The following is a 23751-nucleotide window of genomic DNA, read 5'->3' on the forward strand; positions in this document are numbered from 1 at the left end:
TATTTATTGTTTAATCTAATCCGTTACTTTAGTACATGGCACGAAACGCCAACTAAGGCGTATGGTGAATAACTCACCCCAACAAGCATTTCCCCAAATGGCCAGTAACAATTCTCCTTTTCTTCGTACCTCAGAAAACCATTGTTACTCACCATACGCTGAGAACTGTTATGTTCCATTAAAACGAGAACATAACATTGTATATAAAACATAAAATTATTCGCATTCACACCTCTTTTTACAACCTTTCCAATAATAAACACCACAATTTTTACAAGTTGTGTCCATATCTTTCATATACTTTTTGAACCTTTCAATACTTCTTTTGCCAAAGTGTTTCATTTCAGAAAGTAAAAATTGTTCTCTGTCTTTTGTTATTATATCTTCCATAATTTTACGATTTTATATACAAGTGCCGTTAGAAAATAGAATGCTCGCTGCGTACCTCGCTCACTATGATTTATTCATTTAAGTGTGTTATATGCAGATTAGTACATTTAAGGCAAATAATATTGCCAGTTCTAGGTTCCTTATGGAAATTAGGACTAGTACACACACATAAATTCTCTAAATCAATTCTAGTTTCTAACGCTGCACTGCTCGTATGCGCTACTGTGTCGGTGCTATCCGCTTCGCATTCCAGATTTCTAACATCCGCGTAAGCATCATGCTTTACATCTGGCGCATCCGAAGCATCTATCTCGTTTTCAGCCTTTAAAAGAGAAATTCTATTCTTTAACATATCTACTTCTCTCTGATAATGGTCAACTGAAGAGTTGTCAAACTCAGTAATCAGTCTATGAGCTGAAATCATTCCAATCAACTTCATCTCTAATAATCCTATAAACCTTTCGTTATTCATAATATTCTCTTTTAAATTCTTTCACTCGCACGATGCTTACGCAGTGCAGCCTTGTGTGCAATACTACGCTTCCGTAATATTTTCAGGCACACCATCTAATTCATCACACATCCATGTATCTTCTTGCGTTTCTCCACCACTATGCACAATTGGCATTAAATCACGTTCTTCTGCTATTCTCATAGCTTCTGCTAAATTTTCAGCCTCTACCTCTGTATAAACGCTTATAGTTACGTTAGCTGTTAAAAGATACTTATTCATAATTCGTACTGCACACAACACAGTATGTAAAACAGTGGGGTGTTGTGTGTCTTTTTAGCCCACTTGCACTTAATAAAGGTTATCGGTTTCGGATAGGTAAGCGCATACTATCTCCACCGTTTCATATACTCGGCACGTTTGGCTCTATGCCCTTCGAGGCACGTAGCCTTACCTTCCGATCTGAAAGTCTGAGAAGAGCTGAGATTTGATTTGACTGGCTTGTCTTAAGACCGTTTCGGAACGGCCTTCAACCATCTTTTCGAGCAATTCAATTCTATACCTTACCGTGTGTTTTGCTTCGGTAGTAAGTAGGGGCTGACCGTTTATATATAGATCTTGGTAGCCCTCTAGTGTTAGTCTTTTTTCTAGCATACTTCTACTTGAGAATGAAATGTCCAAAAGCCTGCTTTCCTGATTGCTTCGGTTAAGTCTGACTGAAGGGTAGGAGGAGTGCTATTTCTTCTGAATAAAGAAATGCTTGTGAATTGTTTGTCTGCTTCCCATTTCCATTGAGCGATTCGGGTTCCGTTTTTGAATAGAGAGTAGCAAAAGCCTCTGTTTGACTCTGACTCCAAGTGAAGCTCGTAATTTCTGAGTGTTATAATGTTTTGTGAAGGCTCCCTGGTGGCCTTGAATACTAATCTGTTAAGTGTTTGCATCTTTTTATAGTGTTTTGTTTGTTACTGTAATTTAGGGTTTTAGGTGTAGAAAAACAAGAAATATTTGTTTTTATTAAGGCTGTTTGCGAAAAGAGGGTACTGGCTCTCGCTTCCCCTCTATCATTCAACACTAAACAAAAATATCTTTTAAAAACGGCCTTACTTAATTAAGCCTAGGCCTGTTTTGATTCGCAATGTTTCCATCTTCCCATTTCAAATATGCAGAGTACCACGCCCAGAGCATGTCCGCTATTTCCTCAATCATATCTAGAGGCAGTCCGCTAGGGTTTACGTGCATTACTATCGTGTGCTTTTCTTTTGCGTCTGCCACTATTGGCGATTGATAGCTGTACTTTTTCTGAAAGTTATCGGTAGTAATAGCCACAGGCTCTTCATTACTGAACACCTCGAAAACTAAGCCAGTTTTAGGCTGACAAACTACCGTTCGGTCTTCTAGCTGGTGAGTGGCGCCTGTTTGATCGTCTAAAAAGGCGAAACTAGGGAGTGATAAATCTATTAGCTTCATAAATCTTTAAGTCGAATATCTACTGTCTTCTTAACAGCCTTATCATTTTAATCGCAACTTCTTTTTTGACAGGAACAGTTATTGAAACTATACATTTATCAAATGAATTTTGGTTGTGATGGTCAGAAATTCTAACCACTCCTTCATTTGTATATATATAAATAGACTGGTCGGAGGTTGTTTGCTTTGTCCTGTCAATAGTTAACCCTATCTCCTGAATAACAGGTATTACTAAATCCCTAACTTCCTTTATGCTTTCAATCATTTTGTGGTCTTTTTTAAATATGGCCGAGTACAAAGCCCTCGGCCAAGGCTTTTCTCGCAGAATTAGCGAGAAACTGCGAGAGTTAGTCTTTGGTTTCTTCTAGCTCAATACTTAACCCTAATCCGTCTATTATTTTTTGGTCGGTAGGCTGGTTTTTAAAGTGATTCCATTTCCATTCCCTGGCCTCGTATAGTTCGCAATTGACAGCTTCGAGTATCTCTTCATCTGACAGGGTTTTAACCTTCGTTTTTTCTAGTAGAACTTGAGCCACAGGAGACCAAACCCTTTCGTGATTTGTTGTTACTAAATCAGACTCTAATTCGTTATGGCCTCCGTATCTAATTTCTAAGAAGTTCCGAGCATAACCAACGTGTTTTTCGTAAGACCATACCAGTACAATGTCGCCTTCAATACTTCTTCCATTATTAACACAGCCTCTCCATACATCATCAAAAGTTTCCACATCAAAATAGTTAATGTATTCTTCGGCAGTATCGAGTTCGTCCTCACACTCATTAATATCACTTACTTCAATTCCCTTTTTTTCAACCACTGGATGAAAACCGATTTCTAACTCGATTGATTTTGCGTATTCAATAGCCTTGTCTAGTTCAAAAAAGAATTTGGAATCTTCTCTCTCTGGGTCTGCTGTATCTTCCCATCGGTAGGCCAATGCTTCGAATACAAGCGCATATTCAGTGTCGTGATGAGTTTCAATTGTAAATTGTTCTAAGTTTTTCATGTCGCTAATTTTTGTATGTAAATATAAATCTTTTAAAAACGGTCTTAATCTTGAATAACTTTAAATCCTCCTGGGGTTGCTTCTTCTATTCTTACGTTCTGTTTGGTGGTTTTTGCAGAATATACCAGACCATGCTTTCCCCAATGTATAGAGGCTGACAGTTTGCCGTCTTCGTAGATCCTGACAGACTGAACTCTTCCGCGTCCTCCGTTGGTTTTGTCTAGCTGGATTAGCATGATAAGTCCTTTCTTTCTTGGTCAGACAATCTCCTGAAATCGTAAAGGACACAATCCAGTCCATAGTTGGCAGCCCATCCAATTTGATTAAGTTTGTGAATGATTCTGACACATTCCTCTTTTTGGTTTCCATCTTCGTCAAAGTCTGACATGCATTCCTGAACAAATTCTGGTAGCTCGTCATATTCAAAGATTAAATCTTCTTGCTCTGTTCCGTTCAGGCTGTGCCATAAATCGCCTAACCTGTTTTTCAAAACTATTGCTTGAGATTCGCTTTCAGTATTCCCTTTCTCTGGCATTCTGAGAATCATATCTTCTAATGTTGAAAGGTGAGATTCGAACTGGTCTTTAAAGTCCTGGATTAGCATGACTGCACCTCCTTTTCCGAACGGTCTTGATTATACCATTCGATAAACTCTACAACTGCATTGAAAGATGCATCAATTCTAGCCTCCCCTTCAGCTTCTACTATAAGTAAATTATCTCTTGACATTATTGAGGCCGTGTAATTTTGAATGAAATTTGTGGCCTGAAAGAAATAATCTGTAGTGGATTGATCCTTAATGCTATTGATAGACTCAATCTTCTCAACTACTAGCATTAACCAGTCCTATGATGAATGATATTTAGAGTCTTTCTCAATACTTGTGATAGGCTCTTTGGTTGTCGGATTGCCATAAAACCCCATAAACTCGGCAATTAATCTGTTGCCTTGAGTGATTGTTTCGTTTGTTGCTTGCATTTTGTTTTGTTTTTAGTGTTAAGTGCGTTTCGGAACGGCCTTACTAATAGAGGTAAGTTTCCATTATTACTAGTGGATAATTGATCCCTTCTGCTTCAATCTCTACCTCCCACTTAATTTCTCCATCAAATAAGTTGGGCAATTCATCATGGTTGAAGTCTACAATATCAAAGTGTTCTGATACTGCTTGAATGAATCTTTTTTTGAACCCATCAATGGATGTTTGGCTATTATAAACGCCTGTAATAGTCCCTATCATCGGGATTCTCTCTTCTGAGGTTCTTTCTATTATTGTAAAGTCTTTCATGTTCTGTTTGTTTAGTGTTTGATTTTTCACTCATTAAGCCCGTTTTGAATGCTTAGTGAATGAACTTTGATGCAGTTTTAGGTGGCCTACTCGCTTTTGCTTTCGGCCTTACACTAAAACAACAAGTTTCTTTTATTCTCCTAGTGCTTTTTTGATTGCTCGTTCGGCATCTAAGTGAGCATTTAAAACCTCATCACTTTCTTCTTTTGTAAGCTGTGACTTTATGTTCTTGAGTGCCTTGCTTGCCTTGTCAAGAGCCTCAAGAAGTTGTGGTGCTGCTGCTATTAGTTGGGCGTTGGCGATGTTTTTTGCCTTTGTGTCTATACCTCCTAATGGCATTGGTAATATGCATACTGGCGTGCCTATCTCTCCTGCTTTTACTATAGACTCTCCTTCTGGGCTTAATAGGCTTAACTCGCTAAACTTAGTCCACCATTCTCCCTTTGTTCCTTTAAATTCTTTCATTTGTTCTAGTGTTTTTTGGTTATACAAACGGCCTTACTTCAGAATCAATCCTATTACTACTAAGGCTAGGCCGATAATCATTTTTATATAGTCTTCTTTGGTTAGGTCTTCCATTGTTAAGGCTGTTCGTTTTGGAAATGCGGAGCTTTTAATGGCAAGCCCCAAGCCAAACGGCCTTAAACTAAATAGCCCTAAAGTAGTGCCCGTTAGATTCGTAATAGTCCATCATAAGGTCTCTAGCCGCCCACTCCCAGTCTATATGCGTATAAGGCCAAAAGACTTTTTCGTTCGTGTAGCCCAATTCTTCCGCAAGTTCTTGCGCAAAGTCCGCATCGCTTGAATATTCGCCCTGATAGCTCTCCTCTAGGGCATCAAAGAATTTATCTACATCTTCAATGTCATAATTACCGAGATTAGCAAAGGCTTCAATCACCTCATAATCAAGATGTGTTTGATTGCATCTATAAAAAAAGTTGTAAAGGTTCTCAAAATCATCTTCACTCATGCTTTCAGAATAGAAGTCTTTAGGGAAGCCTTCAAAGTCTGTTATCATTATTTCCTCGCGAGTGCTTCCAAATTCATCGAGTGGGCTTTTTTCGTCTGCTTGTTTGAAATGCTCAGAAATGTAATCCATAAGCTCAGAGGCATCTGAAAAATCTGAGAGGTCAACCCAGTGCCCAAACTCAAATTGTGTTCCGTTGTTGTAGCTTGCGTAGTCTGTTAAAAATATTCTTGCGTTTTGCATCTTGTTTTTGTTTTAGTGTTAAATGTTTTGTTTGTGTAACGGCCTTAATTAAAAGCCTTGAACCCATGCAGAGAATCGAACTCTGCTAATGTTCCGAAATGGGTTTAATAGTCAATCTTTAGCTAGTCCTATGTTTTTAAGTGTGTATTTTATCATTGTTTCAACATGGCTATCATTGCACCCTTCAGGGTATAACTCGAACTCAAAATCAGATTCGAAAAACTTATGCGCTTCTTCATCTTCTGTAAGCTTGTAGCCCCTTTTTAATCCTTCTGTAGTGTTGTAAAGCCAGTTGTGCTTTTGCCCTTCGCTATGTTGCTGAAAGCACATGAAATGCAGCGAGTGACCATTTGAGTTTTTTATATCAATGATAGGTGCGATTTTCTTTAAAAACCTTTCAAATACTTGTTGTTGTTCTTTTGGGTATTTCATTATTAATGCTGTTTTGTTTGTGATGATGTTTCAAAGGTGGTGGATTGAAATTTAAAAAACAATAAATACTTTAAGAAATATTTCAAATAAAATGTAACGTATTGAGAATGAGGATAATAAATAATGAAAGAATGTTGTAAAGATTTAGAAACGGCCTTAATAAAAAGAGACACTACTATAAGAAATACACATATATAGAGTAAGCAGACGGGCGAAGCCCGCACACCTTCAAGGCTTGATTTTAGTTAGATTGTTTAGGTTTGTTAGGTCAATACTGATAATGTGGGTTATAGAGTCAAAAAGGCCGATTATAGAAGGGTTTGAATAGGTTTGGAAATGTTGGTTTGTATTAGGTACTACTCAAGAATTGAGAATATTTGCGAAATATGAGGAAAAACGAACGCCTAAAATTGTATATTTCCAAGAAAGTAAGCCATGAACAGAGAAAAATCAAATCGGCCTTTTTGATACCGTTAATAGCGATTTCCCCTAAGCGAAACATCACAATTTGAGACTTCCCAATAATAGGACAAAACAAGTACGAAGGATTTCGTAGTTAATAGTCTTCTCAGTCACTGGCTTGCACACAAAGCGCACACAATTCCCTTAAAAAGGGCTTTCATTGGCTTTAAATGGCCTTGAATGTTAACTATAAATTAATCTAATGGCCTTTTTTTAGCCTTTTGAGCTGTTTTAGTTTCCTTTGTTTGTGGGTTTAATGAGCTTTTTTCGGACTCCAGGGGAAGACTCCACCCCGTCTAGGTTTTTGGATTTCCCATGGGTTTTTGGGAGGGGGTGTTTGTAGGGGTAGCCCCAACCATCATCCACTGTACAAAACCCTGTATTTCCATGACCCATTTTAAGCCGTTTTAAGCCCTCCAATCATTCTATTGGCACAATCACACCGAAACAAGTATAACTTTACAATATAGGCAAAATAAAACCCCTAAAAACTTGTCTTAGAGGTTTTGGTAAAATGCGTGGTTTTGATCTTTTTACACTTGGGGCATCTATGTTGGTGGAAGAAAGCGTAAGGGTGGTCGATTGGGTTTCCTTTTGGTTTCCATTCGTGTTTGCAGAAGAGTTGTTTCAGGATTTTCATCTTAGTTGCAGTTCTTCTCCAGTGAGTGCGAAGTATAGGTTTTGGAGTTGGTGTACGTATTGGATTGCGTTGGTTCTAATCCATGTCAGGCTTCCGTCAACTTCTGAGTGGTTGTATATGTAGTATCCATCTTTTAGCTTTACTAATGCGTAGTTGCAGCATGGGGTTACTCTGTGGTTTTCTTTTTCAGGCCAGAACCAGAGTTTGGTTAGCCATTCATCGGTTAGGGGTATTGGCTCGAAGTTTTTGTAGTTCTCATCACTGAAGTCTTTTGACTCAACCTCAAACACATAATCATTCCCTTCTGCTGTCCAATTATACAGATTGCCTATTCTGAGTTCTTCTGGGTTCATTGTACTTCTTGGTTTAGTATTGGGAAGTGTTTGTTGAAGATTGAACGAACCTGGTCGATGGTCGCTATTTTGGCCTCGGTTGAAATGATGTCTTCTTCGTTTTTCTCCTTTCTAGCTATATGTCTCTGTTCTGAGAAGCTGTCTTTTAGTTTTTGGAGGTCATTTAAGAAGTTTTCTTTACTTCGGGCTTCTGCGTTAAAGGTTCTCATTTCTTTATTCTGATTTGCTCTGGTTTTACTCCCTTTAGTTTTGCTATTTCTGAGATGGTGACTTCGATTAAGGGTGTTTGGTTAAGGGGCTTCATTTGTTCGTAACAGGAATGTTCGAACATCTCTTTCTTCTCAAACTCGGCCTCATATGCCTTTTTTACTGTGGTATATGGAGATTCAGACCCCTCTATTTCACATAAGAAAATCCTTTCCCTCCACCCTGTAGCTTCGGAATCTCTAACCAAAACCCTTTCGCCTCTTTGTGGTTTCCATTCAGTATCTTGATTGAGTATATGGCTCATGGGTAATGGAGTGAATCTACCGCTGTTTGTTCTCTGTATTCTGTTGGATCTGTCTGGTATTTCGTAACAATCTCCACTTGTATAGGGAGTCGTCCATGCGGTGTCGAGCTTGAAGCTACCCTCCATAGAATAAACCTTCTCTAAGAATTTATTAAACCCTTCTTCGGGTAAATCGCAGTATACTGAGGCTAATCCGTTTCTGAATTTTTGTAAGTCGTTCATTTCTTCAAGAATTTGAATGGGTTATCAATGATTTCGTATGCTTTGTATCGAGTTCGTTTGTCTTGGCTGTAAGTACAGGCTTGTGTGACTAGTTTTTCGAACTGTTTGGGGGTGAATGTTAGGGTTGCTTCTTGTTTATCGTGCATCCTCTATGATTACTTCAGTGTTTTTAGTCATTGATTTATAAAAAATCTTTAAGGCCTTCTTTTGTTCTTCCCTTAAAGAAAATCCGCTCTTAACCCGTATATACACCTTGTTGGGTTGTCTGGAGGATTGGCCTGACATATCCGTCAGAATGATTGCCGAGTAATTTAGTGCGCACGATAAAGAGATGTATGCTGATGGGTTGTTAAATAGTTCGTCACTGGTTGGTGTGTGCTTCTTGGACTCAATAGACTCTACCTGTTCGGTTAGTTTTCTAAGTTGTTTCTTGATGTTGTTGAGGTTCATTTTCAAAAATTTTTAAAGTCTCACGACAATTAATATGAATTTCTAAGGCTAGGGTTAAGCCCTCTAGTATTCCTTCTTTTAGAGTATCAGAGAACTGATCGTTGGTAGGCTTTTCTTCTACTTCTCTAATCTTTTCGTAGAGTTGGTCGATGTGGGTGTTCACGCTAGGGTTTCTTTAGTAAGCTCTTGGAGCACTCTTGTTTCATCGTCTTTCTCTACGGTGTATTGGTAGGTCAGCTCTGGCAATTGACTAGTGTCTACTGTTAGCTTGGCGATTGTCCAGCCTCTTACTGTTTCTCCCTGTTTGTACTTGCTTGGGTTTAGCTGTTGCCATAGGTCGATTAAGGCCGTTTCTAAAAGATCTACTCTTTTTTTGGTGAAAGAGGCTTCTAGTTTTACTGCAGGGATGGCACTGTCTAGAGTGTCTACTATTGAGTTAGCAAGCCTAAGTCTACTAGCTCTCTCATTCATGATTTTACCGAAGTTCTTTACTGTTTCGGCATTAACGCTTTCAACCCTTTTCCTAGAAGCAGGCCAATTATCTTTAATCCATTGTATCATCTTATGTGAGGGAGTTTTGATTTGTTTGCTATTACGTTTTCGCCAAGAAGGATCTCTTGTTTAAGGCCGTTTGTAAATAGTTCGACCGTATTGCCTTTAAAGTTTACAGAATCGCAAACTAGGGTAGTAGATACATCTGAGCCAATCACTGTAAAAGTTACCGAAACGGCCTTACCCTGAATAGTCGGGTAACTCTTCTCTGCACATGAGTCCATGATAATGATTAGTAGTCCTATGGCAATTACAATCCAGACTAGCTTTCTCAAATCGAACGGGGGTTGTTCTAAGGTGTAGTGGCTCATTTTGACTTGCATGTTTGTGATTCGTTTTCAGCTATCGACCTAAGCCAATCAAACTGCTTTATAGTTACGTTCTTGGGCTTCTTAACTTCACCGAAGTAGAAAGACTTCAGTACTATTCTAGAGGAAGCAATATTTCTTTGCTTGTCTATGCATTTTCGGACAAACGCCTTGAAATCTGACTCGCTCCAAGGTTCAGGACTCACTTCTTCACCCCCTCTTTTGGTAGGTATTTAGCTATGTGATTGTCGAAAAATGAAATCCATTCTTCTCTGTCGTTAAATGACCAGCTTGTATCTGTTTTGATGGTGAAGAATGTTCTGTCTTCATCCGAAATATCTAAGCCCTGAGTAAGTATCTTGACCTCCATTTCCTCGTATTCATCACTGGTCTTTTCAAGTGTGTTTCCATCTTGGAAGAGGCTTATTATTAGTTGGGTTGTATTGATTGCTTCGCTCATTTTATCTCAGTCTGATTGTTGGGGCAGAAATATTCGCAAGTAGTATGGGTTCCGCTCTTTTGAATGCCTTTCCAAAATTCATCGTATGATTGTCTATATGGATTCGGCTTAGAAGTATATCTGTAACATTTCTCTTTTAGAGGGCAGTCAGTACCAATGCACTTAGAAATATCAGGCATTTTGAATCATTTTTAAGACCGTTTCAATAGGGTGGTCTAGCTCCATGTTCATGTAGGGGTCAGTTTCTACTAGCGTTCTCTTTCTGTTGTCGATAGACTCATGAAAACTCACTATTCGATTTACATCAATGTATTCACTGACAGTAAATTCATCGGTCTCTACTTCAAATAGGAGTGGATTATCTTCTTTGCCTTCTATTTCTCTCAATACACGGTCGCTCAAAGACTCATTCTTGTCTTTTTCTTTTTCCTTGTATTTTATTGACCTGAACTTGACATACTTAGCTTTCATGGTTTGTGATTTAAGGGCTGTAACGGAAGGGTTCGAACCTTCATAGAGGGCTTTCGCTTGTCTCTGCCTCCGAGATAGGGAGGTGTGTCTGCCAATTCCACCACGTTACAGTGTAAGTAAGACCGTTTGCAACCAGCCTTACTTGGAAAAAGACCCGCAAGCTGATCTGACGGTAAGCAAAGCGGGTTCTGTTAAAAAGGCAGAGATTCCACAACTCTGCCACACGGTATAGATTTGGTTTGTTCGGGAGACCTCTCTAACTCCTGCCCCGATCCGCTTTCCTTAACGGGGAATGGATTTTGCAAAAGACATCAACTGGTACGATTCAATCCATTACGGCTTTTGAGTTCGCTTGATGTACTGTTTGTTTTTATTTAAATTTGCACGCGCTATAGGCATCGAACCTATCACAGTCGGTTTTGGAGACCAACTCGCCAGCCAAGGAACATGAGCGCATGTTTTACGAATAGGCAAGATTTGATGCTTGCATGGCAGTGATTCACTCTTTCCTTCTGCCTAGGGCAGTTTCCCCGCATAGCGTCTACTTTTCACATGTACTCTCAGTTATTTCTCAACAAAGCATGTACTCAAATGCGCTTCCGCCACTATTCGTAAATATTTTAAAGCGAGTTCAGGAATCGAACCTGAATCGGGTATCCCACAAGGGTGTTTGCCTTGCAGCCAGGTTAACTCACCTGACTAAGAACTATGGAGTCTCTTATCCCTCAAAGAGACCACGTTCTAGCGTATCCATTTCCGCCACTCGCTTTAATTTTCTTATCTCAAAGAACTTGTTTTAAGACCGTTTTTCAACAGCCTTATGACACAAACTAACGGAGTCTGCGATTAAAAAACAAGTAAAACTTTAATAAATTTGAATTGATTAGAAAATAAACAAATTAATAGATATATTGTGTTAAGAATAGAGTAGGCACACCACAGGCTACCCCGCATAACCACCTACTAAAGGTAGAGTTGGGAATTGAGGCTTATTCTTTTACTGATGTTGCCTCATAGCCTATCTGTCTTCAACCTCCCCCGCAGAGTTTATTGCGCTTGGTGTAGTTATGCGTATGGTTTCCGTGCCTGTTAGACGGGTTCCTTATATAGCGCAAAGGGAAGCAAATAAAACTAAAACCGATTTTTAGAAAACATCACCTTTCAAGGGAATCGCTGCTCGCTGTAACCTATAATGATGCAAACCTATTTATTCGGGGGTAATAAAACAAGTATTATCAACATAAAAAATACATGTTAACCGCTTCATATGGTCTTTAAATGGCCTTAAGCAATAAAAAGTAAAGAAATTCTTTATAAAAATTAGGAAATCAATCACGGATTACTTTACTTTGAATCATGGAAGAGCAAGAAAAACTTTCTATGGCATGGGCTAACGAACTCATGTCTATAAGCAAAAATGACGGCAGGGTTGAAGGATTAAGACTGGATGTAAACCAAGAAAAGTCTGGAGCTATTGAGTTGAAGTTTATTCAGGGCAATGAGATAATTCACAAGGCTGTATATCCTGACCGACCAACACTAGAGAGGTCATTCCCTGCTACACTACTCTTCATTATTTCAGAAGGCATAAAAGAATTTCACAACAAACGTAAAAAAAGATGAATACCAAGACAGCAAACGGCACTAACACTACAAGCCCATCAGTAGACAGAGGCATTTACAATTTCGACAGAAGAGAAGATTGGGATAAGTCGCCAGCCTTTACAGAGCAAATGAGGCAGTTGTTCCAGAAAAACCCCTCAGAAAGAAGGTTCAAAGAGGGCGATACTGCCTTAGTGGTAGATGCTAAAAACTATAAGGGCTTCGAATTACTAGAAGAATTTCAGGTAGAGTATGTAGAAGGTACTTGGGCGTACAGAAAAGACGGCAACTGCCTACCATTCTCTTGCCTATCTAATATCTCTATGACTAGCAGGCAGAAAAGAGAACTAGAAAAGGCATTTAAAGAAGCTGAGTGTGAATCTGCAAGAGCTTAAGGAGGCTGTGAATAAGGCCAATAAAACCGAGTCAACGGCCTTAATCCTCAACAAAGTCCTCGAAATGGTAAGCCGAGGCGACAGCAAGGAAACAATTTTTGAAGTAGTTCAATATCTGAGAGATTGATTAATCGAAACATCACTTTACTATCTCTATTTGGCGGAATAGATGGATTTGCACTCGGTTTTCAAAGAGCTGGGTACAGCATAGAAACGCACTACTACTCAGAAATAGACAAATATGCATCGGCAGTAGTCAGACACAGATTTAAACAAGCAATTCATGTCGGATCAGTTAAAGATATTCAAGGGTCAGAACTCAAAAGACCAGACATTATCACTTTCGGAAGCCCTTGCCAAGATTTCAGCTTGGCTGGAAAAAGAGCAGGAATGGACGGAGAGAGAAGTAGCCTTATCCTCGAAGCAATTAGGCTCATTACTGAAGCCAGACCAAGTGTATTTATCTGGGAAAATGTTAAAGGGGCATTCTCCTCAAACTCTGGCGCAGACTTTACGGCAATCTTGCAAGCGTTTGCCAACATTGGGGGCTATCGACTTGAATGGCAACTGCTTAATACAAAGTGGTTATTACCCCAAAATAGAGAGCGAATTTACCTTGTCGGACATCTTGCAGAAGCGGGTAGCAGACAAGTATTTCCTATCGGAGAAACTTGTGAAGTCTTTATCAAAAAAAGAGAACGAGTTTCAGGGCGAGTTCTCTCCAAAAGTCCAGATGATGTAGCTAACTGCATAACATCTAGGTATTACAAAATGGGGAGAACAGATAATTACATACAAGTAAAAACCAACCAAAGCAACAGGAGAGAGTCGGGGGTAATTCAAATCAACTCTTCTAAAGAATCAGGAGGCAAACAGCCCTACATGCAGAATAGAGTTTTCGACTCAAAAGGAGTTAGCCCAACGATAGATTCATCCGCAGGTAGGTGGGGAGTAAAGACAAACACTAAAAAAGGGTTTGATGAATTACGAACTGGAGACAGTATAAACCTTTCGAACCCAAACTCAAAAACCAGAAGAGGCAGAATAGGCAAAGGCTGTGCTCAGACTTTAGACACGGGGAATCACCAAGCAACCTTGCAAGAAGGGAAAATAAGAAGGCTCACCGAGATAGAGTGTGAAAGGCTTCAGGGATTTCCTGACAATTGGACTCAGTACGGAGATTTTGGCGATGGTATTGTCAAAGAAATTAGCGCAACTCAACGCTATAAAATGTGCGGAAATGCAGTAACAACAGATGTAGTAAAACTAATAGCAGAAAGACTCTAATGCCAGGAATAACCAAAAAAGCAAGAGTAGACAGAATCCTAGAGCGCAACGCTAAAAGGCAAGCACAGCTAGGGGTAGACAGCACCTTCGAAGAAAGACAAGCAGCTAACGAGGCATGGCTAGAAGATTTAGCCGAGATATTCAGAATAGACCCTGTTAGAGCGCAGTCGTTTGTAGGAGCTAATGATTTTGACCCTGTTAAGGCCGTTTCCAAAATGGTGAAGGAGTACAATAAACTGGCTGAAGCCAACGATAGCACCGAAAAAGCAGGCGAAATCAGGGAAAGGGTAGAATACATCTTTGCTCAGTCTCACAACCTATTTCCGTTCGAGTTTGTGCTAGAAAGCCTGACAGGTTTAGGCGAGTCCGACTTAGAGCTATACACTTTCGAGGGTTTGTGGTACATGGGCAAGATTAGGCCAGACGAGCTTGATACAGACGACTGGGAGCCAAGCCCAAGAGAAGCACTCACTAAATACTTGAACTCATGAATAATTACCAAGGAACATACTCAGTAGCCATTGAGCTAGACAGTCTTATGTCTGACCAAATGGAGGTAGGCAACGGCCTTAAGCTTTATAAGTCCGTTAGCAGAACAGGAACCAAAGAAAAGGGCTTCTACTCTCACTTCCACAACATCAAAGGCAAAGTAGTAGGCACATGTACCCATAGTGGTAACATGATAATCAACCACGAGAAGTCTTGCCCTATCACAGATGCCGAGCGATACGAGAAAGTAACCACCACGGGCAATCCAGTAGACGTAGAAGCAGGCGACACGGTGTACTTCAGCTTTTTAGCGGTAGAAAACCCTGTAATCTTAGAGCAGTCGGCCAAGAAGGTAATCATCTCGGTCAAGTATCACGATCTCTTCTGCAAAGTGGTAGATGGTGAAATCAAAATGCTGAACCACTACTTACTGTACGAACCCTATCATGGCGAAGACATTGAAGAGTTTGAAGCAGGCAAAATCACCGTTAAGGGCAAAAGAATTAAGTACGGAACCCTAGAGTTAGTATTGCCAAGCTCAGGCCGAAGAATTGGTCATGGTAAGGTAATAGCAGCCAATAAAGGCATCAAAGGCGCTAGGCTAGAAGATGTGGCCGAAGGAGACACCGTACTAGTTCACAAAAAGAGAGAGCAAGAGGTAGAAATCGAAGGCAAAAAAGTATTCCTCACCTGGAACGTCAATGTGTTTGCTAAAATCGAAGAGAATGAGATTAAGCCCGTTGGCAAATACTTCTCCATCAAACCCGAACGGCCTCAAATAAAATCAACCCTTTTCATTCCAGAAACGGTAATCGACAAGCAAAAGATAACCGATGGTGAAATTACAGGGGTGGGTACAGGTTGTACATACCCTTTGCAAAAAGGCGACAGAGTAAGGTTTAACGACTTCATTCAATTCGAGGGTTACAACGATATTCTGGCATTCGAAGGACAAATACTTTTCAAGTGGGAACCCAAACAGCCTTAAAATGAACAGATCCCAAAGAAGAAAAGAAAACAAGCTTGCCCAAAAGGAATACAAGCATGTAGGCTACTTAGAAGACTGGTTTATCAACTGCTTGTTTAGCGAAAAGGTAACACTAGACTACCGCACCCTACACCATGCCTTTGCCTTAGATTGGAGAAACGCGGCAATTCGGTACAACAAGCATATTCGCAAAAGCTACGAGCCTCAGATTGACGAAAACTATTTAGAAACAGCATACAAACCACTAGAGAAATGAGCCAAACCTACGACTACATAAACCCTGAGCACTACAAAAAGGGTGATAAAGAGGTTTATGAAATGATGATAGACATCTGGGGGGAAGAGGCTTTTGTAAAACACTGCGAAATGAGCGCCTTCAAGTACCGAATGCGACTAGGGGCAAAGCCAGAGCAGCCCATTGAGCGAGACCTCAAAAAAGCTCAGTGGTACGAATCCAAAGCAAAAGAACTTAAATCCAAATAAGATGAACAAAAAGCAAATTATAGTAGAGACAATATGGAGGTCATTGGTTTACCTAGCAATCTCCCTTATTCCTTTTTTCATGCTTTCATTGATTCAAACAGAGTCTATCACTGAGTACAAAAAATGGGAACATACAATTGACTTCGTGGCCTTATTAATCATTTCCATCGGCTATTGTCTTACGGTCAAAGAAATTGTTTTCAGACCGCTTTACAAAAAGCTAGGCAAGGACTACCGAGCGCCTCTTATCAAAATAAACATAATCAGGTAGCCACAAACAAAACGGAATGACTCAAAAGAGAGACTACAATCAGTTCAAAACTCAGATAGAAGAAGTTCTAAACGAGTGCCCAGAACTCAAAACAAACACCTCAATAGCGAGAGAGATGGTAAACCGAGGCAATCAGTATTCGGTAAACCACCTCAGACTGGTTCTTACTAGCTATTTCGAAGACTACCCAAGAGAGGTTGTCGAAATTGAGGCCGAAGAGAAACAGCCTTACACCATCAAAAACGATTCGTATGTAATTGTAACCAAGCGAGGAAAAGTCACTTTCCCTATTGAAAAGGTAGACCAATTCTTCTTTGAATACTCAAGGCATGGCAAAAACATGGACAGTGTTCAGATGATAAACAGGTACAACCTAAAGCCTTGGGAGTGGAACGCCCTTAAAAACCGACTATTACTCTACAAAAGCTCAAACATATTCTCGCCCCACACGGTAGAAATCACGCCAAAGGCTGAGTTAGAGCAAATGGTCGAAAGCAAGCTGCAAACGCTCACCGACAACATGGGCGAACTAGTAGAAAGGCAGTACTCAAAGCACATGCTCAAAGAGGCCAAAAAAGCCATAGAGAGCAACAGAAAAATAGAGCTGTTCGAAACCCTGTTTGAAACCACCGAGAGAGACGAAGACCAAGTGCCGCCCGTTGTGGTTAAGACCGTTCTGGAACCAACCGAACGAGACCATATTGTAGTCACCATTTCAGACACCCACTTCGGAGCAAAAACAATGGGTTCCCGACTCATTAAAGATTACGACAGGGATCAGGCTACTGAGTGGATGGAAGAAGTAAGCCGTCAAATCAACAGCAGAAAGGCCAAGAAAGTCTCCGTGCTATTGGGTGGCGACTATATCGAGTCTTTCACAGGAACCAACCACGCCAATAGCTATCAAGGCATGGAGTATGGAGTGTACGGAAAGAAGGCTTACTTCAATGCCGTAGACATTCTCACTTCCTTCCTTGGCTCCATTGGCAATGTAGAACAAGTAATCGGAGTGTCGGGCAACCACGATAGGGGCGATGGAAGAAGAGATGTAGATGTAACAGGCGAAATCGGCCTAATGATTCTCGAACAACTCAGAAGAAACTTCCAACAGGCATTCCCAATAGAGTACGACAGCCTTTTGATGTACAAAATCATTGACGGCATTGGGTACGGCCTTACACATGGTCACAACTCAATCAGTAAAAAGAAAGGCGAAGACCTAACCTTCGAATACGGCAACAATGGAGTTTACAACGTATGGGTTCAGGGTCATTTGCACGAGTTCAGAGTGCTCCAAAACTCAGTAAAAGTACTCAAAGTAGTTTCTCCAAGCATATTCCCTGGCAACTACTACTCAGAAGGGCTAGGCTTCAATTCAAACCCTGGCTTCTTAGAGTTCGAAAACGCAGGCAACGGAAAGGCTAAGTACACTCTTACGCCATTAGACTAATCAAACAAAACAAGAATGAGAAACCAATTAATCAAAATTCAATGGGTGGTGATTGCTGCCCTATTGATTCTCGGAATATTCAAGGTTCACGCCCTGAAAAGAGACAGAGACCTTAGCCAAACGGCCTTAGCTAAAGAGCAACAGTCGGCAACTTTCTGGAAAGACGAAACAGGCAAAGCTAGAGCGGAAGTAACAGCCGTAAAGACGGAAAAGCAAATAGCCAAAGAGGTTTACGAATCAGAGATAGACAGTCTCAGAAAGCAAAACATTGGCATTGGCCGCAATGGTAAAGGACTAAACAGTGTAACCAACGTAACCACAGAAACCAGAGATAGCGTAATACTTAAGACCGTTTACGATACCCTAGTAGTTAACAATACAATTAAGGTAAACGAAACCCTTCAGTATTCCGACAAGTGGACACAGTTTCGGTACGACCCCAAGACAAACGGCCTTAATTATTCATACACAGACTCCCTTTCCATTGTCAATTTCGACAAGAAGCAAGGGTTTCTCAAGCCAAGAGTCACCACCGTACAAGTAGTCAGTCACAACCCCAACAGCACCATTACAGGCTTAACCCAATTTGAGGTAGAGCACAAGCCCAAGAGAATGCAGTTCGGCCTTCAGGCAGGCTACGGAATAACAAACAACGGTCTTAGTCCATACGCAGGAGTTGGCCTCACAATAAGAATTTGGTGATGTCAGGCAAAACCTCCAGAACCAAAGGCCACAACTTCGAGCGCCAAGTAGCTAAAGAAATGCGAGAACTAGGCTTCAACGACTGCGAAACCTCTCGATACGCCAACAGAAAGCTAGACGATGCTTGTGTAGATCTTACCGAAACAGGTTGCTTCAGTATTCAATGCAAAGCCTATAAGAATCAACCCAACTTCAGAACCGAACTAGACAAGATGCCAGAAGACAGTAACTACAACCTTGTCTTTCACAAAGCACCTCGCAAGAAAGACCTTGTAGTAATGTACAAAGAAGACTTCTACGAGATAATCCAAATGCTAAAATCAGAGAAATTGATATGAAAGCAAAAAAACTTAGAGAGAAATCAAATCGCCATAACCGAAAAAAATACAGAAAAGAGGTTTTGTCATACTATAAGGCTATAAAAAAAGCAGTCAAGAAAGAGGCGAGCCGAGGCGAAAGCGCTTATAAATGTAGGAATCTAGAATACGAGTGGGGCAGCAGAGATTGGAGCACTATAAACGCTTTTAGGTTATTCAAAAAGAGACACAAGGACTTCTCTGTATCAGAAGAGAGATGGGAAGTTATTCAAGAGAAAATCAGTTTCACCATTGAATGGTAGCCCAACCCAAACTATTACATACTATGAACACAGATAATGATTTTGAAAGAGTAAAGGAATTGTCAAAAACAGCCACCAAGGCGTATGAGGATTTTGATAACTGTATGAAAGAAATTGCAGAGATGCTTTCTACAAGAAAGATTACAGTTAAGGGATTCTTATTTGGAGAAATGAAGGAACAGATATTCAATAACGTAACAGACGTGTGTTATTATGACGATGTGAGTCTACATGGATATGTAAAGGGGGTAGGAGGATTAAAGTTTCAACCGAAAAAAATTATCTCAATTGACGAATGATTAAAATGAATACAGATAAAAGACCATGCACTTGCCAATTAGAAATAGAAGACTGCTTCTGCGAGCGGGACGATGAAGACTTCTCTAAGCTAAGGACAAAAGAACTGAGCCTGCTTTGTGAAAAGATGAATCAAGGCCGTTTCGAAACAGTAATGAACTCCATGAATTTAGACAAAGTGGACACCGTAGACGGGGCAACTTTTTGGGCGAAAAGATTTGAAATTCCAAAAACTGAATCAGAATGACAATAAACAATAATGTAGGAGAAGCGCTTGTGAGTGCTTTTGGCCATCAGGCATCATATCTTGATAATAGCAATATTCTTTGGAGGATAGTGAATAATGAGTGGATAGGTAAAAGAAGTGTTTGGACACGCGATTACAGGGCATGTTGGATTGAGGAGACCTCAGAAAGTAACATAAAATCATGGTGGTGTGGTAAGGATAGTGACTATAAAGAAATCTTCAAGAGAAAATGACAGAATCCCAAAGCCAAAACATGAGGTTCGATGTGCTAAACATTCCCTCAGACGAGAGAGGCCAGAAGCCAGACATATTAGAGCATTTCAAAGACCTTAAAGCCATAGGTAGCTTTGCAGCCTACGCAGGGCAAATGAAGCCAAACGGCCTTAACAGAAATGCCCTAATCACCTACATCATTCTAGTGTACAGTCACGACTCATTCTTGCACCAAAGCCCAAAGTACAAGTTCGAAGAGTTCAGCAAAAGAATGATTGTAGCCGCAGACCTAGCAGGGCTTGAAAGACTGGTGAAAGAAGACGGCTTCAAAAAGAATGTAGACAAAAGACTCTTCAACCTAGAAGAAGACGAGTTTGTACTTATGATTTTGGAGTACCTACGCTTTCAATCCAAGTCAGACTGGTCAGAGTGGTGCATTCTCCAGCACGAACTCATGGAGAACAACAAGATCCGAATGTCACCCATTCAGGAAGACAAGGACAAAGACCAAATCGCAGCCCAAGAGAAGAAGGCAAAATTCAGGGCTGAATCCGAAAAGATTCGAGAAGCATTAAAAACCTACGAACTCAAAATATTCGGAGACAGAGACAGGCTAGTACAAGTACAGTCTGCCCAAAACTACTTTACCATTGAGAAACTAGTAAAAGGAGAAGAGACATTTTGATAGACGCAAAAACCACAGTACAAGCTTCTTACGAAAAGAACATGCGAATGCTCGCCAGATACAACGCAATCAAAGACAAGGTCACGCCTAATTTCGATGATGATGGCCACATGGATGTGCTCAGAACAAGCATAGAAGGCAATAAGCAAACGGCCTTAACTCACGGAATCCAACTGAGCAACAACTTCATCAACAACATCAAAGAAGAGTACAGACAATACTTTGAGGTGTAACCAAAACTCAAGACCATGAAACAGGTATTAGTAATCCAAGAAAAAGACCTAAACGACAACGAACAATCTGTTATTGGAGTGGCCGATTCTGTTGAAAAAGCGGAAGAAGTCATCAATGAATATTACGGAGAGCACAAAGAACTCAGCCGTCACAAAGCAGATGAAGACCCCGATCTAGAGTACATCAAAACACTAGAAGTAAAAGGAGCCTGGCACGAGCCATACAATGTTCAGATTCGACTTGATTGGTTTGAGATTAACCGAGTATAGCCTCCGATTCATGCATTTATACAGAAAAGAAAATCTACCCTTGAGAGAGAATAATTCTTAATTCGCGAATCGCAAACCATGAACACAATTCCTAAACCAGTCGGCAATCTTACTATTACAAAAGAGCTGTTTATCGAAACCATTAATCAAATTGAAAAGCAGCATAAGCACGACAGTAAATGTAGCGAGGCATTCAGAGTAATACTCCCTGACGACTACATCTCATGCTACAATAACGAGCCTCTTAGAAGCCAATTGCTAAAACTGGTAAAACTAGCCATGAACGATGAACAGACAGGATGGATAGAATACTTCATCTGGGAGCTAGACTTCGGGAAAGACTATAAAGAGGGAATGGTTCAAATGGAAGGAGAAAACATCACCCTAAAAACACCCTCAGACTTGTGGGAGTTTCTTCAGATGTAGCCACTAACCCTCCAAGCCCTATTTTCTACCCCACAAGACATAGTTTTGTAGCATGAGTTGGGAATACACAGTGTTTTGGGATCTGGACTTTGAAATACACTATAAGCCCGTTCCCAAACGCACTTAACTCGCACACAGCCACAAACAAAACAATGTCACTACCTCTTATTGAGTCCTTCTACGAGAAAGACGAGAAAGGACTATTCAAAACACTCTATGGGGGCATAAAATTCTACGTGCCCAAAATGCCGACCCAAGGCGAAATACTGTTCTCTGACAAACCCATCAAAGAGCAGTACTGGCAACGTCATGAAATCCCAACCTTCAGCGCAAAAGACATCAAGTGGTTTGTAGACGAACCCGATGATTACGACATTAGAGTAGATTGGGACACAGCCAGAAGACAAGAGATAATCGGACAAACAGGCTTAGATCCTGAAGACCTCAACACACATGGCGACCCCAAGCCTGTAAAAGACATCAAGCCCAATCCAAACTACTGTATAGAAGCCCTAAACGACTACCGAAAGAGGGAACTAGAACGGTGCTACCCATACAAAGGCGGTGGCGTATGGATTATGCTCAAAGGCATGGCCGTTTGGCTCACGGGCACATACTATACTTACCTCCAATGGGCAAAAAACGACAACGGCTACCCATACCTAAAAATCAACGACTTATTAAAGTGCTATCATTGGGACTATGTAAGAGACCACAAACTACACTTAGGTAGAATCGAAGTAGCACCAAGGGGAGATGGGAAGTCAGCACTCATGGCCTGCGCCTCATACGTAGAAACCATTTGGAACGAAAGCGCCATTTGTTCAGTAGTAGGCCGTAACGATAACGACTCCAGGCTATTCTTCATAGAAAAGGTAGTTCAGCACTATAAGAATTACCCAGACTTCCTTATCCCTCTAAACGACAACGGAACCAACCCAACCACAAAGCTAACTTTCTCACCTCCTGCCAGAAGGGGTAAAAACTCATTTGCCCACAAGCAAGAGCAAAAGAGGGCCTTAAATTCTAGCTTATTACCTGAGTCGGCAGGGGAAGGGGTGCTCGATAGAGCTACCAGGAGAATGATTGCCGTAGAAGAGCCTGGGAAAACAGACCCTTCAACAGCCAAGGCTTCGGTTAGGCACAACACCCAAAAGCAATCGGTTTGGCGTAACGGGGTAAAAGTCGGTAACTTCTGGATAGCAGGAACGGTAGAAGAGATCGAAAAGGGTGGTGACGAGTTTAAGCTAATGTGGGACGGTTCAGACCCAAACAAACTCACTCAAAACGGACAGACACCAAGCGGAGTACTCAAGTATGTAGTTTCTGCATACGACATCTTTTGCGACAAATACGGATTTCCTGTTAGAGAAAACCCTGATGAAGAAACGGCCTTATTCCTAAAAGAGCGATACGGTGAATACGCCATGAAGGGGGGAATACCTTACGTAGACAACCAAAGAAGGGCAGTAAAAGACAATCCCTCAGAATACAGGCAAATCGTTAGAAAATTCCCAACCAACGAAGACGAGATTTTCATGTTCGGAACTGGAGGCGGCCACTTCGATGAAGGCATTCTTTCAGATGTTCAGGTAAAGCTAAAAGACCCCGATTACAAGCCAATAAGAACGGTGAGGTTCTACCCACAGGCTAATGGAAAAATAGGGTGGGAAGACCATCCTCAAGGCGGTTGGGAAGTATGTTGGTTCCCAGACGAAGAAGTGGTCAAGTCAAACAACTACACCAGCGGATATTCTATGTATTACGTAGATAGGGTAAAGCAAAAGTCAATTCTACCTCTCAATGAATTTATGACCGCAGGAGTTGACCCTGTTTCTCACTTTGTAGACTTCTTGGATGAAAAGAAACGAGGATCAGATAATGCCTGCACGATTAGAACGGGGAATCACATGGGTATTCCTAAAAAATTCAGAAACATACCCGTAGCCATTTACAGAAAGAGAACCAACAACCCAGAAGACGCATTTAAAGAAATAACGTATGGACTTATGTTCTATGGCGCAACAGCAAATGCAGAATCCAATAAAGCCGAGTTTATCAACTATCTAACAAGAGTTGGGCTGCTAGGGTTAATAAGGCCAAAACTAGGTACAGAGTTTTCTTCAAGCCCAATTCCAGGGCAAGCATCATCTGGGGGTGCGAACGGTCTTATTGAACAATACACAGGTAAGATAAAAAAGGACGTAACCCAAAACGGACATAAGTACAAGCATTTATCACTTGTTGAAGAGCTTTTCAAATTTGAACCTAAAGACACAAAGGTTTTTGACCTTACTGTTTCATTCGGCCTTTCACTACTCGAAGCAAAAGACGAGGAAGAAAAAGTGCAAGAAACTCAGAAAATGGATATAAAAAACTTGTTCGGGTACAGGTAAGCTCCAAGCCCTATTTTCTACCCCGTA

The 23751-nt window shown here is 40.7% G+C and carries 45 protein-coding genes and 1 tRNA gene; 20 read left to right on the forward strand and 26 right to left on the reverse strand.

Features of this window, described 5'->3' with window-relative positions; all coding sequences use genetic code 11:
- Window positions 1–216 precede the first annotated feature (216 nt).
- The 26 genes from T7867_RS10675 to T7867_RS10800 all read right to left on the reverse strand — a co-directional run bounded on the left by T7867_RS10675 (window position 217) and on the right by T7867_RS10800 (window position 10781).
- Entirely contained in the window at window positions 217–390 is a 174-nt protein-coding gene (locus tag T7867_RS10675; protein ID WP_157717627.1) for a hypothetical protein, read from the reverse strand.
- 70 nt (window positions 391–460) lie between these two features.
- Entirely contained in the window at window positions 461–862 is a 402-nt protein-coding gene (locus T7867_RS10680) for a hypothetical protein (RefSeq protein ID WP_068218868.1), read from the reverse strand.
- A 63-nt stretch (window positions 863–925) separates the two neighbouring features.
- Window positions 926–1123 (reverse strand): hypothetical protein, encoded by a 198-nt coding sequence (locus T7867_RS10685; RefSeq protein WP_068218871.1) that lies wholly within the window; start codon window positions 1121–1123, stop codon window positions 926–928.
- 168 nt (window positions 1124–1291) lie between these two features.
- Window positions 1292–1495 carry a hypothetical protein gene (locus T7867_RS10690; protein WP_068218874.1) on the reverse strand — a complete coding sequence of 68 codons (204 nt, stop codon included), beginning with the start codon at window positions 1493–1495 and terminating at the stop codon, window positions 1292–1294.
- On the reverse strand, window positions 1489–1782 hold the full coding sequence (locus T7867_RS10695; RefSeq protein ID WP_068218877.1) for a hypothetical protein: 294 nt from the start codon (window positions 1780–1782) through the stop codon (window positions 1489–1491). Before T7867_RS10695 ends, T7867_RS10690 begins: the two co-directional genes overlap by 7 nt.
- A 163-nt stretch (window positions 1783–1945) precedes the next feature.
- On the reverse strand, window positions 1946–2308 hold the full coding sequence (locus tag T7867_RS10700; RefSeq protein WP_068218880.1) for a hypothetical protein: 363 nt from the start codon (window positions 2306–2308) through the stop codon (window positions 1946–1948).
- Between the two features lie 19 nt (window positions 2309–2327).
- Window positions 2328–2573: a hypothetical protein gene (locus tag T7867_RS10705; RefSeq protein ID WP_068218883.1), complete on the reverse strand. Its 246-nt coding sequence runs from the start codon at window positions 2571–2573 to the stop codon at window positions 2328–2330.
- A gap of 82 nt (window positions 2574–2655) precedes the next feature.
- Window positions 2656–3315 carry a hypothetical protein gene (locus T7867_RS10710; protein WP_068218886.1) on the reverse strand — a complete coding sequence of 220 codons (660 nt, stop codon included), beginning with the start codon at window positions 3313–3315 and terminating at the stop codon, window positions 2656–2658.
- Window positions 3316–3359: 44 nt separating this feature from the next.
- Window positions 3360–3551, reverse strand: a complete 192-nt coding sequence (locus tag T7867_RS10715) for a hypothetical protein (RefSeq protein ID WP_068218889.1) — start codon at window positions 3549–3551, stop codon at window positions 3360–3362.
- Complete coding sequence (locus tag T7867_RS10720; RefSeq protein ID WP_068218891.1) at window positions 3545–3919, reverse strand: hypothetical protein; 375 nt, start codon at window positions 3917–3919, stop codon at window positions 3545–3547. The genes T7867_RS10715 and T7867_RS10720 overlap by 7 nt, the downstream gene beginning before the upstream one ends.
- Complete coding sequence (locus T7867_RS10725) at window positions 3913–4152, reverse strand: hypothetical protein (RefSeq protein WP_322299199.1); 240 nt, start codon at window positions 4150–4152, stop codon at window positions 3913–3915. Before T7867_RS10725 ends, T7867_RS10720 begins: the two co-directional genes overlap by 7 nt.
- A 9-nt stretch (window positions 4153–4161) precedes the next feature.
- Window positions 4162–4293: a hypothetical protein gene (locus T7867_RS10730; RefSeq protein ID WP_322299200.1), complete on the reverse strand. Its 132-nt coding sequence runs from the start codon at window positions 4291–4293 to the stop codon at window positions 4162–4164.
- 43 nt (window positions 4294–4336) lie between these two features.
- On the reverse strand, window positions 4337–4600 hold the full coding sequence (locus T7867_RS10735; protein ID WP_322299201.1) for a hypothetical protein: 264 nt from the start codon (window positions 4598–4600) through the stop codon (window positions 4337–4339).
- Window positions 4601–4732: 132 nt separating this feature from the next.
- Complete coding sequence (locus T7867_RS10740; RefSeq protein ID WP_322299202.1) at window positions 4733–5065, reverse strand: hypothetical protein; 333 nt, start codon at window positions 5063–5065, stop codon at window positions 4733–4735.
- 181 nt (window positions 5066–5246) lie between these two features.
- Window positions 5247–5810: an antirestriction protein ArdA gene (locus tag T7867_RS10745; protein WP_322299203.1), complete on the reverse strand. Its 564-nt coding sequence runs from the start codon at window positions 5808–5810 to the stop codon at window positions 5247–5249.
- A gap of 111 nt (window positions 5811–5921) precedes the next feature.
- Window positions 5922–6242: a hypothetical protein gene (locus T7867_RS10750; RefSeq protein ID WP_322299204.1), complete on the reverse strand. Its 321-nt coding sequence runs from the start codon at window positions 6240–6242 to the stop codon at window positions 5922–5924.
- A gap of 1098 nt (window positions 6243–7340) precedes the next feature.
- Entirely contained in the window at window positions 7341–7697 is a 357-nt protein-coding gene (locus tag T7867_RS10755; RefSeq protein WP_068218907.1) for a hypothetical protein, read from the reverse strand.
- Window positions 7694–7906 carry a hypothetical protein gene (locus T7867_RS10760; protein ID WP_068218910.1) on the reverse strand — a complete coding sequence of 71 codons (213 nt, stop codon included), beginning with the start codon at window positions 7904–7906 and terminating at the stop codon, window positions 7694–7696. Before T7867_RS10760 ends, T7867_RS10755 begins: the two co-directional genes overlap by 4 nt.
- Complete coding sequence (locus T7867_RS10765; protein ID WP_322299205.1) at window positions 7903–8430, reverse strand: hypothetical protein; 528 nt, start codon at window positions 8428–8430, stop codon at window positions 7903–7905. The genes T7867_RS10760 and T7867_RS10765 overlap by 4 nt, the downstream gene beginning before the upstream one ends.
- A gap of 135 nt (window positions 8431–8565) precedes the next feature.
- A complete protein-coding gene (locus T7867_RS10770; protein ID WP_322299206.1) occupies window positions 8566–8880 on the reverse strand; it encodes a hypothetical protein in 315 nt (104 codons plus the stop codon).
- Window positions 8849–9043: a hypothetical protein gene (locus T7867_RS10775; RefSeq protein ID WP_322299207.1), complete on the reverse strand. Its 195-nt coding sequence runs from the start codon at window positions 9041–9043 to the stop codon at window positions 8849–8851. The genes T7867_RS10770 and T7867_RS10775 overlap by 32 nt, the downstream gene beginning before the upstream one ends.
- Entirely contained in the window at window positions 9040–9441 is a 402-nt protein-coding gene (locus tag T7867_RS10780; protein ID WP_322299208.1) for a hypothetical protein, read from the reverse strand. Before T7867_RS10780 ends, T7867_RS10775 begins: the two co-directional genes overlap by 4 nt.
- The gene (locus T7867_RS10785) at window positions 9438–9743 is read right to left on the reverse strand and encodes a hypothetical protein (protein WP_322299209.1); all 306 of its coding nucleotides are present in this window, start codon (window positions 9741–9743) and stop codon (window positions 9438–9440) included. The genes T7867_RS10780 and T7867_RS10785 overlap by 4 nt, the downstream gene beginning before the upstream one ends.
- 199 nt (window positions 9744–9942) lie before the next feature.
- The gene (locus T7867_RS10790; protein WP_322299210.1) at window positions 9943–10200 is read right to left on the reverse strand and encodes a hypothetical protein; all 258 of its coding nucleotides are present in this window, start codon (window positions 10198–10200) and stop codon (window positions 9943–9945) included.
- 171 nt (window positions 10201–10371) lie between these two features.
- Window positions 10372–10671 carry a hypothetical protein gene (locus tag T7867_RS10795; RefSeq protein WP_322299211.1) on the reverse strand — a complete coding sequence of 100 codons (300 nt, stop codon included), beginning with the start codon at window positions 10669–10671 and terminating at the stop codon, window positions 10372–10374.
- 17 nt (window positions 10672–10688) lie between these two features.
- Window positions 10689–10781, reverse strand: a tRNA-Asp gene (locus tag T7867_RS10800).
- 1246 nt (window positions 10782–12027) lie between these two features.
- On the opposite strand from T7867_RS10800, the gene T7867_RS10805 reads away from it, so the two are divergent.
- The 20 genes from T7867_RS10805 (at window position 12028) to T7867_RS10900 (ending at window position 23724) form a co-directional block, all read left to right on the forward strand.
- Entirely contained in the window at window positions 12028–12294 is a 267-nt protein-coding gene (locus T7867_RS10805) for a hypothetical protein (RefSeq protein WP_322299212.1), read from the forward strand.
- Window positions 12291–12668 (forward strand): hypothetical protein, encoded by a 378-nt coding sequence (locus T7867_RS10810; protein WP_322299213.1) that lies wholly within the window; start codon window positions 12291–12293, stop codon window positions 12666–12668. The genes T7867_RS10805 and T7867_RS10810 overlap by 4 nt, the downstream gene beginning before the upstream one ends.
- Window positions 12669–12791: 123 nt before the next feature.
- Window positions 12792–13955, forward strand: a complete 1164-nt coding sequence (dcm, locus tag T7867_RS10815) for a DNA (cytosine-5-)-methyltransferase (protein WP_322299214.1) — start codon at window positions 12792–12794, stop codon at window positions 13953–13955.
- Entirely contained in the window at window positions 13955–14446 is a 492-nt protein-coding gene (locus T7867_RS10820) for a hypothetical protein (RefSeq protein ID WP_322299215.1), read from the forward strand. The genes dcm and T7867_RS10820 overlap by 1 nt, the downstream gene beginning before the upstream one ends.
- Window positions 14443–15432, forward strand: a complete 990-nt coding sequence (locus T7867_RS10825; protein WP_322299216.1) for a hypothetical protein — start codon at window positions 14443–14445, stop codon at window positions 15430–15432. Before T7867_RS10820 ends, T7867_RS10825 begins: the two co-directional genes overlap by 4 nt.
- A gap of 1 nt (window position 15433) precedes the next feature.
- Window positions 15434–15688, forward strand: coding sequence for a hypothetical protein (locus T7867_RS10830; RefSeq protein ID WP_322299217.1), 255 nt, complete (start codon window positions 15434–15436; stop codon window positions 15686–15688).
- Window positions 15685–15915, forward strand: coding sequence for a DUF3310 domain-containing protein (locus tag T7867_RS10835; protein WP_322299218.1), 231 nt, complete (start codon window positions 15685–15687; stop codon window positions 15913–15915). The genes T7867_RS10830 and T7867_RS10835 overlap by 4 nt, the downstream gene beginning before the upstream one ends.
- A gap of 1 nt (window position 15916) precedes the next feature.
- A complete protein-coding gene (locus T7867_RS10840; protein WP_322299219.1) occupies window positions 15917–16186 on the forward strand; it encodes a hypothetical protein in 270 nt (89 codons plus the stop codon).
- A 16-nt stretch (window positions 16187–16202) separates the two neighbouring features.
- Window positions 16203–17636 (forward strand): metallophosphoesterase, encoded by a 1434-nt coding sequence (locus T7867_RS10845; protein WP_322299220.1) that lies wholly within the window; start codon window positions 16203–16205, stop codon window positions 17634–17636.
- A 15-nt stretch (window positions 17637–17651) separates the two neighbouring features.
- On the forward strand, window positions 17652–18338 hold the full coding sequence (locus T7867_RS10850) for a DUF6808 domain-containing protein (RefSeq protein ID WP_322299221.1): 687 nt from the start codon (window positions 17652–17654) through the stop codon (window positions 18336–18338).
- Window positions 18338–18676, forward strand: coding sequence for a hypothetical protein (locus T7867_RS10855; RefSeq protein ID WP_322299222.1), 339 nt, complete (start codon window positions 18338–18340; stop codon window positions 18674–18676). The genes T7867_RS10850 and T7867_RS10855 overlap by 1 nt, the downstream gene beginning before the upstream one ends.
- A complete protein-coding gene (locus tag T7867_RS10860) occupies window positions 18673–18957 on the forward strand; it encodes a hypothetical protein (RefSeq protein ID WP_322299223.1) in 285 nt (94 codons plus the stop codon). Before T7867_RS10855 ends, T7867_RS10860 begins: the two co-directional genes overlap by 4 nt.
- Before the next feature lie 23 nt (window positions 18958–18980).
- Window positions 18981–19256, forward strand: a complete 276-nt coding sequence (locus tag T7867_RS10865) for a hypothetical protein (protein ID WP_322299224.1) — start codon at window positions 18981–18983, stop codon at window positions 19254–19256.
- Between the two features lie 5 nt (window positions 19257–19261).
- Window positions 19262–19501 carry a hypothetical protein gene (locus T7867_RS10870; protein ID WP_322299225.1) on the forward strand — a complete coding sequence of 80 codons (240 nt, stop codon included), beginning with the start codon at window positions 19262–19264 and terminating at the stop codon, window positions 19499–19501.
- Complete coding sequence (locus T7867_RS10875; protein WP_322299226.1) at window positions 19498–19734, forward strand: hypothetical protein; 237 nt, start codon at window positions 19498–19500, stop codon at window positions 19732–19734. The genes T7867_RS10870 and T7867_RS10875 overlap by 4 nt, the downstream gene beginning before the upstream one ends.
- Entirely contained in the window at window positions 19731–20399 is a 669-nt protein-coding gene (locus T7867_RS10880) for a hypothetical protein (protein WP_322299227.1), read from the forward strand. The genes T7867_RS10875 and T7867_RS10880 overlap by 4 nt, the downstream gene beginning before the upstream one ends.
- Window positions 20396–20632: a hypothetical protein gene (locus tag T7867_RS10885; protein WP_322299228.1), complete on the forward strand. Its 237-nt coding sequence runs from the start codon at window positions 20396–20398 to the stop codon at window positions 20630–20632. Before T7867_RS10880 ends, T7867_RS10885 begins: the two co-directional genes overlap by 4 nt.
- A 15-nt stretch (window positions 20633–20647) precedes the next feature.
- Complete coding sequence (locus T7867_RS10890) at window positions 20648–20902, forward strand: hypothetical protein (RefSeq protein WP_322299229.1); 255 nt, start codon at window positions 20648–20650, stop codon at window positions 20900–20902.
- Window positions 20903–20980: 78 nt separating this feature from the next.
- Window positions 20981–21328 carry a hypothetical protein gene (locus T7867_RS10895; RefSeq protein ID WP_322299230.1) on the forward strand — a complete coding sequence of 116 codons (348 nt, stop codon included), beginning with the start codon at window positions 20981–20983 and terminating at the stop codon, window positions 21326–21328.
- Window positions 21329–21480: 152 nt separating this feature from the next.
- Window positions 21481–23724, forward strand: coding sequence for a hypothetical protein (locus T7867_RS10900; RefSeq protein WP_322299231.1), 2244 nt, complete (start codon window positions 21481–21483; stop codon window positions 23722–23724).
- Window positions 23725–23751 lie beyond the last annotated feature (27 nt).

Source organism: Roseivirga spongicola (genome assembly GCF_034376045.1).
In the GTDB taxonomy this organism is placed as follows: domain Bacteria; phylum Bacteroidota; class Bacteroidia; order Cytophagales; family Cyclobacteriaceae; genus Roseivirga; species Roseivirga spongicola.

Coding starts and splice junctions, on each gene's coding strand:
- T7867_RS10675 (WP_157717627.1), bottom strand. CDS start 390: ATGGAAGATATAATAACAAAAGACAGAGAACAATTTTTACTTTCTGAA.
- T7867_RS10680 (WP_068218868.1), bottom strand. CDS start 862: ATGAATAACGAAAGGTTTATAGGATTATTAGAGATGAAGTTGATTGGA.
- T7867_RS10685 (WP_068218871.1), bottom strand. CDS start 1,123: ATGAATAAGTATCTTTTAACAGCTAACGTAACTATAAGCGTTTATACA.
- T7867_RS10690 (WP_068218874.1), bottom strand. CDS start 1,495: ATGCTAGAAAAAAGACTAACACTAGAGGGCTACCAAGATCTATATATA.
- T7867_RS10695 (WP_068218877.1), bottom strand. CDS start 1,782: ATGCAAACACTTAACAGATTAGTATTCAAGGCCACCAGGGAGCCTTCA.
- T7867_RS10700 (WP_068218880.1), bottom strand. CDS start 2,308: ATGAAGCTAATAGATTTATCACTCCCTAGTTTCGCCTTTTTAGACGAT.
- T7867_RS10705 (WP_068218883.1), bottom strand. CDS start 2,573: ATGATTGAAAGCATAAAGGAAGTTAGGGATTTAGTAATACCTGTTATT.
- T7867_RS10710 (WP_068218886.1), bottom strand. CDS start 3,315: ATGAAAAACTTAGAACAATTTACAATTGAAACTCATCACGACACTGAA.
- T7867_RS10715 (WP_068218889.1), bottom strand. CDS start 3,551: ATGCTAATCCAGCTAGACAAAACCAACGGAGGACGCGGAAGAGTTCAG.
- T7867_RS10720 (WP_068218891.1), bottom strand. CDS start 3,919: ATGCTAATCCAGGACTTTAAAGACCAGTTCGAATCTCACCTTTCAACA.
- T7867_RS10725 (WP_322299199.1), bottom strand. CDS start 4,152: ATGCTAGTAGTTGAGAAGATTGAGTCTATCAATAGCATTAAGGATCAA.
- T7867_RS10730 (WP_322299200.1), bottom strand. CDS start 4,293: ATGCAAGCAACAAACGAAACAATCACTCAAGGCAACAGATTAATTGCC.
- T7867_RS10735 (WP_322299201.1), bottom strand. CDS start 4,600: ATGAAAGACTTTACAATAATAGAAAGAACCTCAGAAGAGAGAATCCCG.
- T7867_RS10740 (WP_322299202.1), bottom strand. CDS start 5,065: ATGAAAGAATTTAAAGGAACAAAGGGAGAATGGTGGACTAAGTTTAGC.
- T7867_RS10745 (WP_322299203.1), bottom strand. CDS start 5,810: ATGCAAAACGCAAGAATATTTTTAACAGACTACGCAAGCTACAACAAC.
- T7867_RS10750 (WP_322299204.1), bottom strand. CDS start 6,242: ATGAAATACCCAAAAGAACAACAACAAGTATTTGAAAGGTTTTTAAAG.
- T7867_RS10755 (WP_068218907.1), bottom strand. CDS start 7,697: ATGAACCCAGAAGAACTCAGAATAGGCAATCTGTATAATTGGACAGCA.
- T7867_RS10760 (WP_068218910.1), bottom strand. CDS start 7,906: ATGAGAACCTTTAACGCAGAAGCCCGAAGTAAAGAAAACTTCTTAAAT.
- T7867_RS10765 (WP_322299205.1), bottom strand. CDS start 8,430: ATGAACGACTTACAAAAATTCAGAAACGGATTAGCCTCAGTATACTGC.
- T7867_RS10770 (WP_322299206.1), bottom strand. CDS start 8,880: ATGAACCTCAACAACATCAAGAAACAACTTAGAAAACTAACCGAACAG.
- T7867_RS10780 (WP_322299208.1), bottom strand. CDS start 9,441: ATGATACAATGGATTAAAGATAATTGGCCTGCTTCTAGGAAAAGGGTT.
- T7867_RS10785 (WP_322299209.1), bottom strand. CDS start 9,743: ATGAGCCACTACACCTTAGAACAACCCCCGTTCGATTTGAGAAAGCTA.
- T7867_RS10790 (WP_322299210.1), bottom strand. CDS start 10,200: ATGAGCGAAGCAATCAATACAACCCAACTAATAATAAGCCTCTTCCAA.
- T7867_RS10795 (WP_322299211.1), bottom strand. CDS start 10,671: ATGAAAGCTAAGTATGTCAAGTTCAGGTCAATAAAATACAAGGAAAAA.
- T7867_RS10805 (WP_322299212.1), top strand. CDS start 12,028: ATGGAAGAGCAAGAAAAACTTTCTATGGCATGGGCTAACGAACTCATG.
- T7867_RS10810 (WP_322299213.1), top strand. CDS start 12,291: ATGAATACCAAGACAGCAAACGGCACTAACACTACAAGCCCATCAGTA.
- T7867_RS10820 (WP_322299215.1), top strand. CDS start 13,955: ATGCCAGGAATAACCAAAAAAGCAAGAGTAGACAGAATCCTAGAGCGC.
- T7867_RS10825 (WP_322299216.1), top strand. CDS start 14,443: ATGAATAATTACCAAGGAACATACTCAGTAGCCATTGAGCTAGACAGT.
- T7867_RS10830 (WP_322299217.1), top strand. CDS start 15,434: ATGAACAGATCCCAAAGAAGAAAAGAAAACAAGCTTGCCCAAAAGGAA.
- T7867_RS10835 (WP_322299218.1), top strand. CDS start 15,685: ATGAGCCAAACCTACGACTACATAAACCCTGAGCACTACAAAAAGGGT.
- T7867_RS10840 (WP_322299219.1), top strand. CDS start 15,917: ATGAACAAAAAGCAAATTATAGTAGAGACAATATGGAGGTCATTGGTT.
- T7867_RS10845 (WP_322299220.1), top strand. CDS start 16,203: ATGACTCAAAAGAGAGACTACAATCAGTTCAAAACTCAGATAGAAGAA.
- T7867_RS10850 (WP_322299221.1), top strand. CDS start 17,652: ATGAGAAACCAATTAATCAAAATTCAATGGGTGGTGATTGCTGCCCTA.
- T7867_RS10855 (WP_322299222.1), top strand. CDS start 18,338: ATGTCAGGCAAAACCTCCAGAACCAAAGGCCACAACTTCGAGCGCCAA.
- T7867_RS10860 (WP_322299223.1), top strand. CDS start 18,673: ATGAAAGCAAAAAAACTTAGAGAGAAATCAAATCGCCATAACCGAAAA.
- T7867_RS10865 (WP_322299224.1), top strand. CDS start 18,981: ATGAACACAGATAATGATTTTGAAAGAGTAAAGGAATTGTCAAAAACA.
- T7867_RS10870 (WP_322299225.1), top strand. CDS start 19,262: ATGAATACAGATAAAAGACCATGCACTTGCCAATTAGAAATAGAAGAC.
- T7867_RS10875 (WP_322299226.1), top strand. CDS start 19,498: ATGACAATAAACAATAATGTAGGAGAAGCGCTTGTGAGTGCTTTTGGC.
- T7867_RS10880 (WP_322299227.1), top strand. CDS start 19,731: ATGACAGAATCCCAAAGCCAAAACATGAGGTTCGATGTGCTAAACATT.
- T7867_RS10890 (WP_322299229.1), top strand. CDS start 20,648: ATGAAACAGGTATTAGTAATCCAAGAAAAAGACCTAAACGACAACGAA.
- T7867_RS10895 (WP_322299230.1), top strand. CDS start 20,981: ATGAACACAATTCCTAAACCAGTCGGCAATCTTACTATTACAAAAGAG.
- T7867_RS10900 (WP_322299231.1), top strand. CDS start 21,481: ATGTCACTACCTCTTATTGAGTCCTTCTACGAGAAAGACGAGAAAGGA.